Below are 14,040 nucleotides of genomic sequence, written 5' to 3'. Positions count from 1 at the left end.
TTTCTCCGGCGGCTGTGGTTCCCGGACGACCAGCGTTGTGCACGCGGCGGTGCTGGTCCAGGTTGCAGTTATCGACCGGAAAGCCTGGCAGAAGGTTCAGCGCCACCCCTGAATCAGGCTCGATGCGGGCCTTGCGGTCCTTGTCGCTATCCAGGAAGGCGGGCGTTGCACAGCTGGCCGAGGTCAACGGTCGAGGGGGATTTCCTGAGTCTAGGCGCCATGGCCGAAGCGACAAGAAAAACGCCACCTGGCGCTGAACACCGGTGGCGTTTTTTATTGGCTGCCCCGGGGGGCGTGATGCTGCGCTGCTCGGTTACTTCGTTGCCTCCAGGGCACTGAGGAGCGCATGGGCGGCCTTGATCCGTTCCTCGTTGGGGTAGTTCTTGTTGGCCAGCAGGACAATGCCAATCTGTTGGCTCGGGACAAACAGCACGTAGGCGCCGAAGCCGCTGGTGGAACCGGTCTTGTTGTACAAGGCGTCGGCCTTGGGCGGTTGGGCCGGAGTCAGCCACTGCACCGGGTGCGGTTCGAGGGCCATTGGCGTCGAGTTGCCTGCCAGCAGCCGTGCCAGGGGCACCGGGTAGGCGTAGCGCTCCCAGCCCAGGCCCTGGGTCATGTCGCCGACCCGGTAATAGCCGCTCTGGGTGCTGGCGATGGCTTTTTGCAGGGTGTCGTCCAACGGCTGCGGTTGCAGGTTATCGGCAACGAACTGCAGCAGGTCCGGGGCACTGGTCTTGACCCCGTAGGCCTCGGCATCCAAGGGGCCGGGGCTGACCCGGATCGGCTTGTTCTGCTTGTCATAGCCCTGGGCGTAGTGGGCCTGCTGGTCCTTGGGCACCTGGAGGTAGCTGTGCTTGAGCCCCAGTTTGGGGAACAGGCTCTTTTCCAGCAGTTGAGCGTACGGTTGACCCAGGCTGCGGGCAGCGAGGTAGCCGAACAGGCCGATGCTGGGGTTGGAATACAGACGCTGGGTGCCCGGGCTGAAGGTGGGCTTCCAGGTGTTGTAGTAATCCAGGGTCTTGTCCTCGCCCTGGACGTCGTCGGGGAACTGCAGCGGCAGGCCGCCGGCGCTGTAGGTGCCCAACTGCAACAGACTGATGCCGTCGAAGGCGCTGCCGCGCAGGGCCGGCCAGTACTGGCTGGCGTGGTCCTCAAGGGCCAGCTTGCCGCTGGCCTGGGCGTAGCCGGCCAGGGTCGCGCTGAAGGTCTTGCTCACCGAACCCACTTCGAACAGGGTGTCGTTGTCCACCGGCTGTTGATTGTCCTTGGAGGCAATGCCGTAGTTAAAGTAATGTCGCTTGCCGTTGGCGATGATCGCGACCGCCATGCCGGGAATGCCCTGCTGGTGCATCAGCGGACGGATGGTGGCGTCCACGGTGGTTTTCAGACGGCTGTCCTGGGTGTTCTCGGCCAGGGCGTCGACGCTGCCCAGGAGCAGTACGCAGGCGCTGATGATGCCCAATCCGGTTAAGGTTCTTTGGCGCATGATGGTTTGTTTTCCATGGGTTCTGATTTTTTTGCCGCCTATTCCCAGCGGCTTTTCGGCCTTGGGGTTCTTTGCCGGAACCCCGGAGCGCAGTGCTCGCGAAGTCTTCCCGATAAGGGAGAGGGTGGTCAGCACTGCGCGAGCGAGGCCAATGTAGGCAGTCTGCGCAGGATCGGCAAACGACGATATTTCGCAGGAGCCATTAGAAAAACTAGGGAATGCCCATGCTCCGTCCACATCTGCCCTTGAACGCGCTGCGGGCTTTCGAAGCCTCGGCCCGTCATTTGAGTTTCACCCGCGCCGCCATCGAGCTCTGTGTGACCCAGGCGGCGGTCAGCCATCAGGTCAAGAGCCTGGAGGCCCAGCTCAACGTCACCCTGTTCAAGCGCTTGCCCCGGGGGCTGATGCTGACCAGCGAAGGGGAGACCCTGCTGCCGGTGCTGCGGGACTGCTTCGACCGCATCGCTCAGACCCTGGGACGCTTCGAGGGTGGGCACTACCGCGAAGTGCTGACGGTGGGGGCCGTAGGCACCTTTGCCGTGGGCTGGCTGTTGCCGCGCCTGGGGGATTTCCAGGCGCGCTATCCCTTTGTCGACCTGCGCCTGAGTACCAACAACAACCGTGTCGACGTGGCCGCCGAGGGCCTGGACTACGCGATCCGTTTTGGCACGGGAGCCTGGCACGGCATCGAGGCCCTGGAGCTGTTGCAGGCGCCGCTGTCGGTGTTGTGCATACCGCAGATTGCCCATCAGTTGCACAGCCCGGCGGACCTGTTGGGCCAGACCCTGTTCCGCTCCTACCGCACCGATGAATGGCCGCAATGGTTCCAGGAGGCGGGACTGGGCGGCGGCAGTCCCTTGCCCCAGAGCATTGTTTTCGACTCTTCCCTGGGCATGCTCGAAGCGGCGCTGCAAGGACTGGGGGTGGCCCTGGCGCCGCCGCTGATGTTCGAGCGACAGTTGGCCAGCGGGGCGGTGGTCCAGCCGTTCGAGATCGGCATTGTCACCGGCAGCTACTGGCTGACCCGTTTGCAGTCCCGGGCCGAAACCGCCGCCATGGGTGCGTTCAAGGGCTGGCTGCTGGAAACTGCTGGTGCCTAGGAGGGAGACGAGGATGTCGGTGTTCAAAGGCCAGGAGCAGGAGCATGACCCGGATGCGATCGCGCGGCCGGTCTGTGCTCTGCGCATTTCAAGCCAGGACAAGCGCTGGGAACGGCCGTGGCACAGCCACCGCAAGGCGCAGTTGCTGTTCCCCCTGTCCGGGGTACTCAGTTGCGAGAGCGCCGAGGGCCTGTGGCTGGCGCCGCCGCAGTGCGCGGTGTGGATTCCCAGCGCCATCGAACACCGGGTCCAGGGGCTGGAGAACGCTCAGGGCTACTGCCTGTTCGTCGAACCCGAGCATGCCCGATCTCTGCCGCTGGCCTGCTGCACCCTGGCAGTGTCGCCGCTGTTGCAGGAGCTGCTGCGGCGTTGTGCGCAATTGCCCGTTCTGTATGACCAGCAGGGCGCCGAAGGGCGGTTGATGGCCGTAGCCCTGGACGAGCTGGCTGCTGCGCCGCGGGAGCAGATCCACCTGCCCATGCCCCGGCATGAACAGCTGCGGCGCCTGGCCCAGCAGATTCTCGAACAGCCCGGGCAGCGCCACAGCTTGGAGCATTGGGCGGCGCTGATCGGCCTCAGCGAACGCAGCCTGAGCCGCTTGATCGTGGCCGAGACGGGCCTGAGCTTCGGTCGCTGGCAGCGCCAGTTGCACATCCTCCTGGGGCTCAAGCAATTGGGCCAGGGCGACGCGGTGGAGCGTGTGGCGCTGTCCCTGGGCTATGACAGCGCCAGCGCCTTTATCCGCATGTTCAAGAAAGCCGTCGGCCAGCCGCCCGGGCGTTTCTTTGCCGAACGCCGCCAAGCCCTGGAGAACGACCAACCCCTGTAGCTGCTGCCAAGCCTGCGAGGCAGCGCAAAGGCCCTGGGGAGATGTCGAGCACCCGCGCTCTCAAGATTGCCGCGGCCGTTGCGCGCTCGTGCGCAGCCTGCGGCAGCGGTGACACCTGACGCTGTAATCGTTTGGCTGGATTGGTCAATAACTTGTCAATCTCGACTGATGCGGACAGTTCTTTTCAGGAAGATGATAAGCATTCTTGTTTGTCAGCTCTCTTGAGGTGTTCCCATGTACTTCGATCATCAGCATTTCCCCCTGGTCTGGATGCGTCGCGCCGAGGGCGTCGAGCAGCCTGGAAACACTCCTTTCCAGCAATTGGAGGCACTAATGCAGCGCGGTCAGGCTTTTGTCCTGATGAGCGATGCCATGCCTGACCCCGCGCAGCGCAACAGTGTGCAGAGCAAGGAACGGCTCAAGCAGGGTTCGTTGTGGATGAAGCGCAACAAGGCGGCGATCCGCCGCTGGATCAAGGCAATGATCGTCATCGCCCCGGAGCCTGAGGCCCAGGCCGGGGTCGAGGCGTTTGCCGATACCTATGAAAAGTTCTGGGGCTACCCGCTGCTGCACAGTGCCTCGCAGCAGGCCGCCGCCGCTATGGCCCAGCAATTGCTGGTCACAGCCCGGGTCAACCAGCACAACTGGTAGGGCTTTGGCTTCAATGACGCAGGTGTTCGGGGATGTTCGCGGTGATCACCTTGCCCATGCTGATCCGTGGTTCAACCTGATACCCCAGGGCCTGGTAGAAACCCTGCACCGCGACGTTGCTGCTGAGGATCTGCAGGTTGATCTTCAGGCAACCGCGGGCCTGCAGGGCCTGTTCGCCATGGCGCACCAGCGCCCGGCCGGTGCCGAGCCGGCGCTGGTGCGGGTCTACCGCCAGAGAGTAGAGCCAGCCGCGGTGGCCGTCGTAGCCGGCCATCAGGGTGCCGATGACCTGTTCTTCGTCCAGGGCGACGAAGAACAGCCCGTCATCCACCGCGAGCTTGCGATCGATGGCCAGGTCAGGGGTGTTGTGGGCGGTGTCATAACCGAAGGCGCGGTTCCACAGATCGATCACGGGTTGGCGATGGTGGGCGTTGCTGTATTCGACGAGTTGGATCAAGGCGTGGGCTCTCTAAAAAGGGGGGCATAGGGGGGGCGGTGGCCGGGTTTCAGTCCTGGTGGCCGGGCCAGGTTTCGGTGGGAAAGTAGGCCTCCAGCCCCGGTTCCTTGTGATCCACACCGTCCCGGGTCCAGTAGCAGCTCAAGCGCGAGTAGTTGTCCAGATCGCCGCGCACCAGGCAGGTGGCGTCGTGCCCTGGCCAGCTGAAGCGCAGCACATCGGCCTCGGCCATGGTGGCCCGCTCCACCTTGCCGATGGCGGTGGTGGTCTTGCCGTCGATGGTCCTGACCAGGGTCAGGGCCTGGTTTTCAAAGCGGATCACCGCCGTGCCCGAGTAGGTCGGGCCGCCATCCGGCTCCTTGCCGATCAGCATGAACTGGCCGGGCACCAGGCTGTAGTAGACATGGGGTTCGGCCGGGTCTGCGGCCTGCAGCCAGGCGCTCGCCAGCAGCGTGCCCAGGGCAAGGCCCAGGCGTAAGACATGGTTCATCGGGGCTCACTCCTGTCGAGACGAGTGGGCATGATTCCAGACTCGGGTGAGCAGATAAATACCCGCGGCAGGCGTTTAGCGGAGACTTGGCAGTCACCTGACCTGCTTAAGCCATCCACGGTCTGAGACGCTGCCCATGGCGCTTGCAGGAGAAAGCGCCATGGGCAGCCAGAGCGATCAATCGCCGCGATGGTAGGCCTGTTCGGCAGGTAGCAGAGGGATGGTCATCGACGCCGGCGCGTCGAGGCTGAAACTCTTGAGCTTGAAGGTCATGCTGTTGGCCTTGAACACCGTCGGGTAGTTCTGCTGGGTCCAGGTGTTCCAGCTGGCCACGCCCAGGGCCATTTGCAGCGAGTAGTCCAGGGAATTGAAGCCGGGAGTGAAGGGCTCGTTGGACTTGAGATTGCGGTAGAACGGCGCCACCGCTGCTTCATTGACCACACAGCCGGGCAAACGCTTGTAGGTTTCGTTGCTGTTGTCGGCGAGCTTGACCACTTCCAGGCAATTGTCCTTGGTTTTGGGATTGAAATCCGGTCCGGCTTTGCCCCGGGTATCCATGGCCCGGCTGTGGCAGCTCATGCAACCGGAAAGCGGACTGTCGACGGGGCCGTTCATGCGTCCCAGGTAGCCCATCTGGTCGTCTGGTGCACGGTTGGCGAACAACGCCTTGGCCTCGGGGTTGATCCAGCTTTCCTCCGGGCGCTTGCCTGTTCGGTAGTCAGCGTAAGTGAACCCCGGTGAGTTACCCCACTCCAGGCCCACGGGAATCAGGTTTTCCCAGTAGTTGGCGGAGCCCCGGGCTCCGTTGAATACGAAGGTGCCGAATACCCAGCCGCTGTGGGTGGCATCGGCCTGTTCCTTGACCGCAATATCCATCTGCAGCAGGCGTAGCTTTTTCAACTGACCGTTGTTGGTGATGTCCGCTTGCCATTCCAGGTTGTGGCCTTTGAGGTAGGGCGCTTCGTTATCGGTGGCATCGGTGAACAGCAGCTTGGCAGTGACCGTGCCTACCGGGAATGAGGCGTTGGTAGTGGTCGGGCGCACCGAGCCTTTCCACACCTTGCCGAAGGTACTGCCGCCGAAATCGTTATAGAAACCCACCGCCCAGTTACTGGTGCGCCGGGTCTGGTTTGGTCCCAGTTCATGCAGGCGGCTGCCTCTTTCCATGGTCAGGCCATGTACGGGTTCGCGCTTGGCGTGCATCCAGGGCGCGTGGTACCAGCGACGCACGCTGTTCTTCTGCACTTCCCAGTCGACCCCGGTATTGCCTTCGATCACATAACTCAGGACCTCGGCCATGTACTTCTGTGGATCGGTCTTGTAGTTGGTGCCGCTCCAGGGAAAGTTCGGGACATGGGCCGGCGGGCTGGCGGGGTATTGATTGTTGATAGCGAAGCAGGGCGCGCCGGGGATGCAGGGCGCCCTGGCGGAGGTGTTGAATTGCTTGATGGCGGCCTGGTCATAGCCGTCGTCACCGGACAGCGCGTGAACGTTGATGCTGTAGGCGGTGGGTAGGACCATCACGATGGAAAGCAACAAGGATCTGGATGACATAGGACTCTCCTTGGCCATGAGTCATTACGATCAAGCTTGACTGCACAGGACTACTTGGGCGCGCTACTCCTGGCATTGGCAGCGATAGGTAGGGGGGAGCTAGGTGCCGATTGCGAACGTCCATGCACTCCAGAACAGTAGCTGAATAACCTACTTCGACTGGGGGTATTTTTACCCACTACCGACGGTGGCGCCGGTGTAGGCGCCGGCTTGCCGGCGAATCCCGAGAGCGGCGCAGGTTCTGGACGATGGGGCATGGCCGGCGGCCTCTTCGCCGGCAAGCCAGCGCCTACAGCAACCGGCGGCGAATCCCGGGTGCAACGCAGGGCGTGGCCGCTGGGTTGCTTGAGTGGCTCAGACCTTGAGCACCTTGCCGCTGGCGGCCACCGCCAGCAGCAGGACCGCGATCAGGCCGAAGGCCAAGCTCAGGCTGCTGCCATGGGCAATGAAGCCGATCACCGCCGGGCCGGCCAGGATGCCGGCATAGCCCAAGGTGGTGATGGCCGGGACGGCAATGCTCTCGGGCATGACGTTCTGCTTGCCCACGGCGGTGTACAGCACCGGCACGATGTTCGAGCAACCCGCGCCCACCAGGGCGTACCCCACCAGTGCCGCTTCCCAGGCCGGGGCCAGGGTGGCCAGCAGCAGGCCGGCCGCCGCCGTGCTGCCGCCGATGACGATCACCCGCCGTGCGCCCAGACGGTGGACGATGGCATCCCCGGTCAGGCGGCCCAGGGTCATGGTCAGGGCGAAAGCGGCGTATCCCAGGCCGGCGTAGGCGGCATCCAGGTCGCGTTCGGCGGTGAGAAATACCGCGCTCCAGTCCAGCACCGCGCCTTCGGCGAGGAACACCACGAAACACAGGCAACCAATGAACAACACCACGCCATGGGGCACGGCAAAGGCCGGGCCCGAACTCTGGCTGCCGTAGGGCAGCATGTGCGGCGCGGCCTTGAGCAGGGCCACCAGCATCAGGGCGATCACCACCAGGGTCGCGCCCAGGGGCGACAGGCCCAGGCCCAGCAGCGCGCTGACGCCGGCGGCGCCGACAATCCCACCGAGACTGAACAGCCCGTGGAAGCCCGACATCATGGTCTTGCCGCTGGCGCGCTCGACGATCACCGCTTGCAGGTTGACCGTGGAATCGACACCACCGAGCCCGGCACCGAACATGAACAGCGCCGCCATCAACAGCGGGATCGAGGTCAGGGTCGCCAGCAGCGGCAAGGCCAGGCAGATCAGCAGGGTGCCGCCGGCCATGACCCGGCGACAGCCGAAGCGCCCGGCCAGGGCTCCGGCGATCGGCATCGCCAGGATCGAGCCCACGCCCAGGCACAACAGCAGCAGGCCCAGGGTGCCTTCGTCGAGCCCGGCCCGGGCCTTGGCGTAGGGCACCAGCGGCGCCCAGGCGGCGATGCCGAAACCGGCGATGAAAAAGGCGATGCGCGTGGACATCTGTTCGAGGCGGCCGGGGGTAGCCTGGAAGTGGGTGTTGCTGGCAGTCATAAAAATCCTTGGCGATCAAACTCGCTGCCGGCCACCTGATGCCCCCATGGCGTGATGGCGGCCGGGTGGGGATTGTGACAAATCTAGCTCTCGAAGGTTGCAGTAATCGCCAGCGCGGCGTTTGCGCAGTGAGTTGCGGGTGAAATAAATTTGCACAGGTCGGCGGTTTGTTTCGCATACTCGCCGGCTTTGCACAAAAACGTTGCAGCGCGCGCCATCCATCCCCGGAGTTTCGCCCCCCCATGAATGCCAGTCTCGATGCCTACGACCTGAAGCTGCTCGCCGAGCTGCAACGCGATGCCAGTACCGCGCAGAGCGAACTGGGCCTGCGGGTCAACCTGTCCACGGCGGCGGTCAACCGGCGGCTCAAGCGCCTCTGCGATGAGGGGGTGATCGAGCGCTACAGTGCCATCGTCGCCCCGGATGCCCTGGGGCATGAGCTGAGCATCATCGTCGAGGTGGAAGTGGAGAGTGAGCGCATCGACCAGATCGATGCCCTCAAGCGCAATTTCCAGGCCTGTCCCCAGGTCCAGCAGTGCTACTACGTGGCCGGCGAATGCGATTTCGTGCTGATTTTCTGCGTGCGCAACATGGCCCAGTACACCCAGCTGACCCGCGAACTGTTCTTTGGCAATGACAACGTCAAGCGCTTCAAGACCCTGGTGGCGATGAACCGGGTCAAGGTCGGGCTCCAGGTGCCCACCGACGGTTGAGGTTCAAGGGGTCTGCAACGCCTCCACCAGGAAGTCGACGAACACCCGGACTTTCTGGGACAGGTGGCGCTGGCTGGGGTAGAGCGCGTAGATCTGGCGGCTGGGCAGGCGTTGTTCCGGTAACACTCGCAGCAGTTGGCCGCTGTCCAGGAGCGGTTGGGCGACAAAGCCGGGCAGGGCGCCGATGCCCAGGCCGGCCACCAGCATCTCGCTCAGCAGCAGGCTGTTGTCCACGGCAAAGTGCACCGGCAGTTCCAGTCGCGTCTGGCCTTCCGGGCCCTCCAGCTGCCAGCGTCCGGGATGCTCCGCCAACCGGTAGGCCAGGCAACGGTGGCGATGCAGGTCGGCAATGGCGCTGGGCGTGCCCTGGGCCTGGAGATAGGTCGGCGCGGCGCAGATCACCTGCTCAACCTGACCCAGGTGACGAGCGATCAAGGTCGAGTCCTCCAGTTGCCGGCGAATTCGCAGGGACACGTCGAAGCCTTCGCCCACCACGTCCAGCACCTGATCGTTGAGGGTCAGGTCCACCTGCAATTGCGGGTAGCGCTGCATAAAGGCCACCAGGATCGGCGACAGCACCTTGAGCCCAAAGGATAGGGGCGCATTGATCCGCAGGCGGCCTCCGGGTTCGCGGCTGCCAGCCTGGGTGGCGCGCTCCAGGGTGTCCAGCTCATCCAGCAGATGACAGCACTCATTGAAGTAGCTCTGTCCGGCTTCCGAGAGGCTCATGCGTCGGGTGGTGCGCAGGATCAGCAGACTGCCCAGGCGCTCTTCCAGTTGCCGCACCTGCTTGCTGACGGCGGCAGTGGATTGTCCGAGGTCGGCGGCGGCCTGGCTGAAGCTGGCCCGCTCCACCACCCGGCGAAAGGTGCGCATGGCCATCAGTACGTCCATATTGTTTCCTCAGGGTTGAATATCTATCCACGAATCGGCTGATTATCTCTGATTGATCTCTCAATACCATGAGCACTTCATTTCACAGGAGTGTTGTCATGGCCCATCGCGCAATGTCGAAGATCCTTCCCGGGGTGCTAGCCCTGGCCCTTTTCAGCGGTGGCTGCAATGCCGCCACTGCGGCCCGAGCCGAGGTGGGTATCAGCCCCTGGGGGGCCAAGGATGAGATCGGTCGCTTGAACCTGATCACCCCCGAGTCCCGGGCGGCGATCATGGCCCGGGTCAGCGGCGAGCAGGCCTACGACCTAGCAGTGGATTACTTTGTCGGCATGCCTAGTTGGCAGGCCGCTGGAGATCCGCCCTATCAGATGTGGATGACCCATACGCCCCACGGCAATGTGGTCGCCGATCCGATGCAGGTCGGCGAACCGATGAACCAGCACGTCAGCTACAGCGGTTCGGCGGTGTCGATGTACGCCCATATGGGCACCCATATCGACGCCCTCAACCACTTCGGCCTCAACGGTAAGATCTGGAACGGCTACCGCGCCGACCAGCACCTGGGGGACCGCGGCTGGAACGTCACCGGCGCGGAAAAACTGCCGCCGATCATTGCTCGCGGGGTGCTGATCGACGTCGCTGCGGCCAAGGGCCTGGAACAGCTGGCGGACAGCTACCGGGTCACCCGCGCCGACCTGCAACAGGCCCTGGCCAAACAGCAGGTCGCCCTGGAGAAGGGCGATGTGGTGCTGATTCGTACCGGGCGCATGCGCGACTACGACAATGCCCAGCGCTACATGGCCAACCCGCCGGGGCTGAGCCTGGATGCGGCGAAGTTCCTGGTGGAAGAGGGCGGGGCCATGGTGGTGGGGGCGGACAACCTCAGCTTTGAAACCTTCCCTTCCGAGGTCGAGGGCAATTACCTGCCGTTGCACACTTACCTGCTGGCGATGCAGGGCGCGCCGATCCTGGAGCTGGTGAATCTGGAAGGCTTGTCCCGGGACAAGGTCTATCAGTTCGCCTTTATCGGTGCCTCACTCAAACTGCGGGGTGCCGACGCGGCGCCGATCCGGCCTATGGCCTTGCCCATTCGCTAGCCTGGCGGATGGTTTTTCTTCAGCAGCGCGCGATGTCCACCCAGGTTGCTTAGTCCCCTCTGGTCGAGCCGCTGGATTGCCCGTAATGTCAGCGGCTCGGTTTTTTTCTGGAGGCAGGGTGATGGCGGCGTTCTACGATGCCCGGGGCAATATCTATGGCGTGGTGTCGCCCGAGGCGCTGCGCAGCCTGGGCATTGCCTTGCCCGACACGGCGGCGCAGGCGGCCCTGGACCGGCGCCGGTGGGCCGTGCAGGCCATCGCCGCGCTGTGTGACTGGGCGCCGGGTACCCGGCCGCCAGGGGCCAAGGCTCATCGCAGTGACGGTTTGCTGGTGGGGCCGTTCCAGGCCGGCGCGCCTTTCGATCTGCTGATCGTCAATACCGACGGCACCCTGGCCGAGCGCAGCGGCAATGGCCTGACGATTTTTTCCCAGGCCCTCACCGAACAGGGGCTGTTGGCGGCGGAGGGGGAGACGCTATTGCGGGTGCATCATGACCAGCCCGGTGGCGAGTCGCCGGTGATCACCGCAGTGGAGCCGGCGCGGGTGGCGGGGGTGCAGGGGTTCTGGCTGGATCTCGGGCAGCCGAGCTTCGGGCCTGAGGCGGTGGCTGCCATTGGGGTCGAAAGCGTGACCTTCAATGGCTGCCAACTGAGCCGGGTCGCGCCCTTGCAGGCGCTGAATCCACAGTGGCAGCACAGCCAGTTCGTGCGTATCGGCAATCCCCACTGTGTGAGCCTGGTTGATCACGCCGACGCTTTGCCGAGCAATCGGCAGATGCTCGAACCGCCGTTGTTGGAGGGCCTGACCCGTACCGCGTTCGCCCGGCCCTTCGGCAGCGGCGAGCCATGCTCGGCCGGGGTCAACCTGCAATGGGCCATGCGCGCAGGCGAAGGGCGCATCGCGGCCCGGGTCTTCGAGCGCGGCGAAGGTCCCACCGCGTCGTCCGGCACCAGTGCCAGCGCCGTGGCTTGCGCGGCCTGGCGGGTTGGCTGGGTCCAGGCCGGGCGGGTCGAAGTACTGATGCCGGGCGGCACCGCGCCGTTGATGTTGCAAGAGACCGACGGGGTGTTAACCCGGGTGAGCCTGTTCGGCACGGCGCTGGCACTGGCTGAGTGAGGACGTCGGAGTTGCGGTGGCAGAGTGCAAAACGGCTGGAGTTTCTATAGCGTGGCGGCAGTCGCGGCTCGTCTCTCGACACAGCCCACATTTACGTAAAGGACTCGACATGCAAAAAGGAACGCCCCGCCGAGCTTTGCTCAAAGGCACGGTTATGGCCCTGGGGGCTGCGGTCGCTGGCAGTCTTGGTGGTTGTCTGACCAGCAAGCTGTACGAAAGCCGAGCCAGCAATGAGGTCTATACGGAAACCGTCAGCCAGTTCTATCTCACGGCGGACGCGAAGAGCTTTGTCATCCTGGGCAAGAAGTACCACTACTTCGTGATGGTCGATCCGGAGTTGCTACAGGCCATCAAGTCGGGCCTGCATGGAAGAATGCAGGCCGAGTTTTCGCAGATCCTCGTCAATGCGTGGCAGAACCTGGAGGGTGAGCTGGTCCTGAGGATTCCCGGGCTGGACCAGCTTGACGCCCAGCAGATCGATGAAGCCAAGGCTTTGGGCTTCGTCGTGGCGACGTCGCAGAACGCCTTGTTGCACCGTTATGCCATTCGCGGCAGCCGCTTTGAGTCCAAGCGGGATATCAGCGTCTATCAGGCCAACGCGTTGAACAGCACCTACACCCTGAACTTCTCGGCGTACCGGGAGAAGAGCAAGGTTGGCCAGGTGCTGCTGACGCCGGTGACCCTCACCGCAGACGGCGTATTGACGATCCTCGCCCTGCCGCTGTTGCCGGTGGCGTTCATGGCGGCCCAGCCGTTTCGGGTCAAGTAAGCATCGCCACGGGTCAGTCGCCGGCCAGTTGCACCTGAGCCATCTGCCGCTGCATCAGCACCTTGCCGTGGCGGATCGAATACAGCGGCAGGCCCTGGCTGCGGATCATTTCGTAGTCGCTGTCGGCTGAGAGGATCAGCAGGTTCGCCGGTCGACCTTCTTCAAGGCCGTAACCCTCGCCCAGGGCCAGGGCCTTGGCGCTGTTGTCGGTGACCAGGTCCAGAGCGTTCTGCAGATTGCGGTAACCGAGCATGTGGCAGATGTGCAGGCCGGCTTCCAGCACTCGCAGGATGTTGCCGTTACCCAAGGGGTACCAGGGGTCGACAATCGAGTCCTGGCCAAAGCACACGTTCATTCCCGCTTCCAGCAACTCATTCACCCGCGTCACGCCACGGCGTTTCGGGAAGCTGTCAAAGCGCCCCTGCAGGTGAATGCTTTCGGTGGGGCAGGAGACAAAGCTGATGCCCGAGTGCCCCAGCAGGCGGAACAGCTTGGCGCAGTAGGCGTTGTCGTAGGAGCCCATGGCGGTGGTGTGGCTGGCGCTGACCCGTGAACCCATGTCGCGGCTGCGGGCTTCCTCGGCCAGCACTTCGAGAAAGCGCGAGTGCGGGTCGTCGGTTTCGTCGCAGTGCACGTCCACCAGGCAACCCGTGCGTTCGGCCAGGTCCATGAGGAATTTCACCGAGCTCACGCCCTGGTCCCGGGTGTATTCGAAGTGTGGAATACCGCCCACCACATCGGCGCCCAGGCGGATGGCTTCTTCCATCAGCTCGCGGCCGTTGCGAAACGATTCGATGCCCTCTTGAGGGAAGGCGACGATCTGCAGGTCGATCAGGTGCGCGCTTTGCTCGCGCACTTCGAGCATGGCCTTGAGGGCAGTGAGGTCCGGGTCGGTGACGTCGACGTGGGTGCGCACGTGCTGGATGCCGTGGGCCGCCAGGGCGCGGATAGTCTTGTGGGCGCGGGTGCGGGTGTCTTCGGCGGTGATGGTAGCCTTGCGCTCGCCCCAGCACTCGATGCCTTCGAACAGGGTGCCGCTCATGTTCCAGCGTGGCTCGCCGGCGGTGAGGGTGGCGTCCAGGTGAATGTGCGGCTCGACGAAGGGCGGCACCACCAGGTTGCCGCCGGCATCCAGGTGTTCGGGGCCGAAGGCCGGGACGGCGTCAGAGGTGTCGGCGCTTTGCAGGACAATGCGGGCGATGCGGCCGTTTTCCAGGTGCAGTTGGTGCAGGCCTTCACGGTGGCGCAGGCGGGCGTTGGTGATCAGCATCGGAGCAGTTCCTCGGGTCGGGCAATCAGTGGTTCAGCCGTCGGATCAGGGCAGGTCCTTGTCCCACGGTCGTTGGACTGCTCCCGACCAGGCGTTAACGCGCCGTG

General features: G+C 64.0%; 14 protein-coding genes. 7 read left to right on the top strand and 7 right to left on the bottom strand.

What is annotated here, in order from left to right; genetic code table 11:
• Positions 1-313: 313 nt before the first annotated feature.
• Positions 314-1,486 (bottom strand): class C beta-lactamase, encoded by a 1,173-nt coding sequence (gene ampC, locus P7C00_RS21905; RefSeq protein WP_346635193.1) that lies wholly within the window; start codon positions 1,484-1,486, stop codon positions 314-316.
• Positions 1,487-1,710: 224 nt separating this feature from the next.
• On the opposite strand from ampC, the gene P7C00_RS21900 reads away from it, so the two are divergent.
• The 3 genes from P7C00_RS21900 (at position 1,711) to P7C00_RS21890 (ending at position 4,066) form a co-directional block, all read left to right on the top strand.
• Positions 1,711-2,586 (top strand): LysR substrate-binding domain-containing protein, encoded by an 876-nt coding sequence (locus P7C00_RS21900; protein WP_404937346.1) that lies wholly within the window; start codon positions 1,711-1,713, stop codon positions 2,584-2,586.
• A 13-nt stretch (positions 2,587-2,599) separates the two neighbouring features.
• A complete protein-coding gene (locus P7C00_RS21895; RefSeq protein WP_346635191.1) occupies positions 2,600-3,415 on the top strand; it encodes a helix-turn-helix transcriptional regulator in 816 nt (271 codons plus the stop codon).
• Between the two features lie 234 nt (positions 3,416-3,649).
• The gene (locus P7C00_RS21890; protein ID WP_123727826.1) at positions 3,650-4,066 is read left to right on the top strand and encodes a hypothetical protein; all 417 of its coding nucleotides are present in this window, start codon (positions 3,650-3,652) and stop codon (positions 4,064-4,066) included.
• 10 nt (positions 4,067-4,076) lie between these two features.
• Here the strand turns inward: P7C00_RS21890 and P7C00_RS21885 are convergent, their stop codons facing one another.
• The 4 genes from P7C00_RS21885 to P7C00_RS21870 all read right to left on the bottom strand — a co-directional run bounded on the left by P7C00_RS21885 (position 4,077) and on the right by P7C00_RS21870 (position 8,073).
• On the bottom strand, positions 4,077-4,523 hold the full coding sequence (locus P7C00_RS21885; protein ID WP_404937345.1) for a GNAT family acetyltransferase: 447 nt from the start codon (positions 4,521-4,523) through the stop codon (positions 4,077-4,079).
• A 49-nt stretch (positions 4,524-4,572) separates the two neighbouring features.
• The gene (locus P7C00_RS21880) at positions 4,573-5,013 is read right to left on the bottom strand and encodes a hypothetical protein (RefSeq protein WP_346635189.1); all 441 of its coding nucleotides are present in this window, start codon (positions 5,011-5,013) and stop codon (positions 4,573-4,575) included.
• A gap of 177 nt (positions 5,014-5,190) precedes the next feature.
• Positions 5,191-6,567 carry a hypothetical protein gene (locus P7C00_RS21875; protein ID WP_404937344.1) on the bottom strand — a complete coding sequence of 459 codons (1,377 nt, stop codon included), beginning with the start codon at positions 6,565-6,567 and terminating at the stop codon, positions 5,191-5,193.
• A gap of 354 nt (positions 6,568-6,921) precedes the next feature.
• Complete coding sequence (locus P7C00_RS21870; protein WP_346635187.1) at positions 6,922-8,073, bottom strand: MFS transporter; 1,152 nt, start codon at positions 8,071-8,073, stop codon at positions 6,922-6,924.
• Positions 8,074-8,315: 242 nt separating this feature from the next.
• Here P7C00_RS21870 and P7C00_RS21865 point away from each other — a divergent pair, with 242 nt between their 5' ends.
• Positions 8,316-8,786, top strand: a complete 471-nt coding sequence (locus P7C00_RS21865; protein ID WP_346635186.1) for an Lrp/AsnC family transcriptional regulator — start codon at positions 8,316-8,318, stop codon at positions 8,784-8,786.
• A 3-nt stretch (positions 8,787-8,789) separates the two neighbouring features.
• Here the strand turns inward: P7C00_RS21865 and P7C00_RS21860 are convergent, their stop codons facing one another.
• On the bottom strand, positions 8,790-9,680 hold the full coding sequence (locus P7C00_RS21860; protein ID WP_404937343.1) for a LysR family transcriptional regulator: 891 nt from the start codon (positions 9,678-9,680) through the stop codon (positions 8,790-8,792).
• Positions 9,681-9,778: 98 nt separating this feature from the next.
• On the opposite strand from P7C00_RS21860, the gene P7C00_RS21855 reads away from it, so the two are divergent.
• The 3 genes from P7C00_RS21855 to P7C00_RS21845 all read left to right on the top strand — a co-directional run bounded on the left by P7C00_RS21855 (position 9,779) and on the right by P7C00_RS21845 (position 12,663).
• A complete protein-coding gene (locus tag P7C00_RS21855) occupies positions 9,779-10,777 on the top strand; it encodes a cyclase family protein (RefSeq protein WP_346635184.1) in 999 nt (332 codons plus the stop codon).
• A gap of 121 nt (positions 10,778-10,898) precedes the next feature.
• Positions 10,899-11,894 carry a diaminopimelate epimerase gene (locus tag P7C00_RS21850; protein ID WP_404937342.1) on the top strand — a complete coding sequence of 332 codons (996 nt, stop codon included), beginning with the start codon at positions 10,899-10,901 and terminating at the stop codon, positions 11,892-11,894.
• A 109-nt stretch (positions 11,895-12,003) separates the two neighbouring features.
• Positions 12,004-12,663 carry a hypothetical protein gene (locus P7C00_RS21845; RefSeq protein ID WP_404937341.1) on the top strand — a complete coding sequence of 220 codons (660 nt, stop codon included), beginning with the start codon at positions 12,004-12,006 and terminating at the stop codon, positions 12,661-12,663.
• Between the two features lie 13 nt (positions 12,664-12,676).
• Here the strand turns inward: P7C00_RS21845 and codA are convergent, their stop codons facing one another.
• On the bottom strand, positions 12,677-13,933 hold the full coding sequence (codA, locus tag P7C00_RS21840; RefSeq protein WP_404937340.1) for a cytosine deaminase: 1,257 nt from the start codon (positions 13,931-13,933) through the stop codon (positions 12,677-12,679).
• Between the last annotated feature and the right edge of the window lie 107 nt (positions 13,934-14,040).

It is taken from the genome of Pseudomonas sp. JDS08PS003 (assembly GCF_045013505.1).
Classification (GTDB): domain Bacteria; phylum Pseudomonadota; class Gammaproteobacteria; order Pseudomonadales; family Pseudomonadaceae; genus Aquipseudomonas; species Aquipseudomonas protegens_B.
Note: the sequence above shows the minus strand (reverse complement) of the source record. Positions and strands in the feature narration are given on the sequence as shown.

Coding starts and splice junctions, on each gene's coding strand:
- P7C00_RS21880 (WP_346635189.1), bottom strand. CDS start 5,013: ATGAACCATGTCTTACGCCTGGGCCTTGCCCTGGGCACGCTGCTGGCG.
- P7C00_RS21845 (WP_404937341.1), top strand. CDS start 12,004: ATGCAAAAAGGAACGCCCCGCCGAGCTTTGCTCAAAGGCACGGTTATG.
- P7C00_RS21860 (WP_404937343.1), bottom strand. CDS start 9,680: ATGGACGTACTGATGGCCATGCGCACCTTTCGCCGGGTGGTGGAGCGG.
- ampC (WP_346635193.1), bottom strand. CDS start 1,486: ATGCGCCAAAGAACCTTAACCGGATTGGGCATCATCAGCGCCTGCGTA.
- codA (WP_404937340.1), bottom strand. CDS start 13,933: ATGCTGATCACCAACGCCCGCCTGCGCCACCGTGAAGGCCTGCACCAA.
- P7C00_RS21865 (WP_346635186.1), top strand. CDS start 8,316: ATGAATGCCAGTCTCGATGCCTACGACCTGAAGCTGCTCGCCGAGCTG.
- P7C00_RS21870 (WP_346635187.1), bottom strand. CDS start 8,073: ATGACTGCCAGCAACACCCACTTCCAGGCTACCCCCGGCCGCCTCGAA.
- P7C00_RS21900 (WP_404937346.1), top strand. CDS start 1,711: ATGCTCCGTCCACATCTGCCCTTGAACGCGCTGCGGGCTTTCGAAGCC.
- P7C00_RS21855 (WP_346635184.1), top strand. CDS start 9,779: ATGGCCCATCGCGCAATGTCGAAGATCCTTCCCGGGGTGCTAGCCCTG.
- P7C00_RS21875 (WP_404937344.1), bottom strand. CDS start 6,567: ATGTCATCCAGATCCTTGTTGCTTTCCATCGTGATGGTCCTACCCACC.
- P7C00_RS21895 (WP_346635191.1), top strand. CDS start 2,600: ATGTCGGTGTTCAAAGGCCAGGAGCAGGAGCATGACCCGGATGCGATC.
- P7C00_RS21850 (WP_404937342.1), top strand. CDS start 10,899: ATGGCGGCGTTCTACGATGCCCGGGGCAATATCTATGGCGTGGTGTCG.
- P7C00_RS21890 (WP_123727826.1), top strand. CDS start 3,650: ATGTACTTCGATCATCAGCATTTCCCCCTGGTCTGGATGCGTCGCGCC.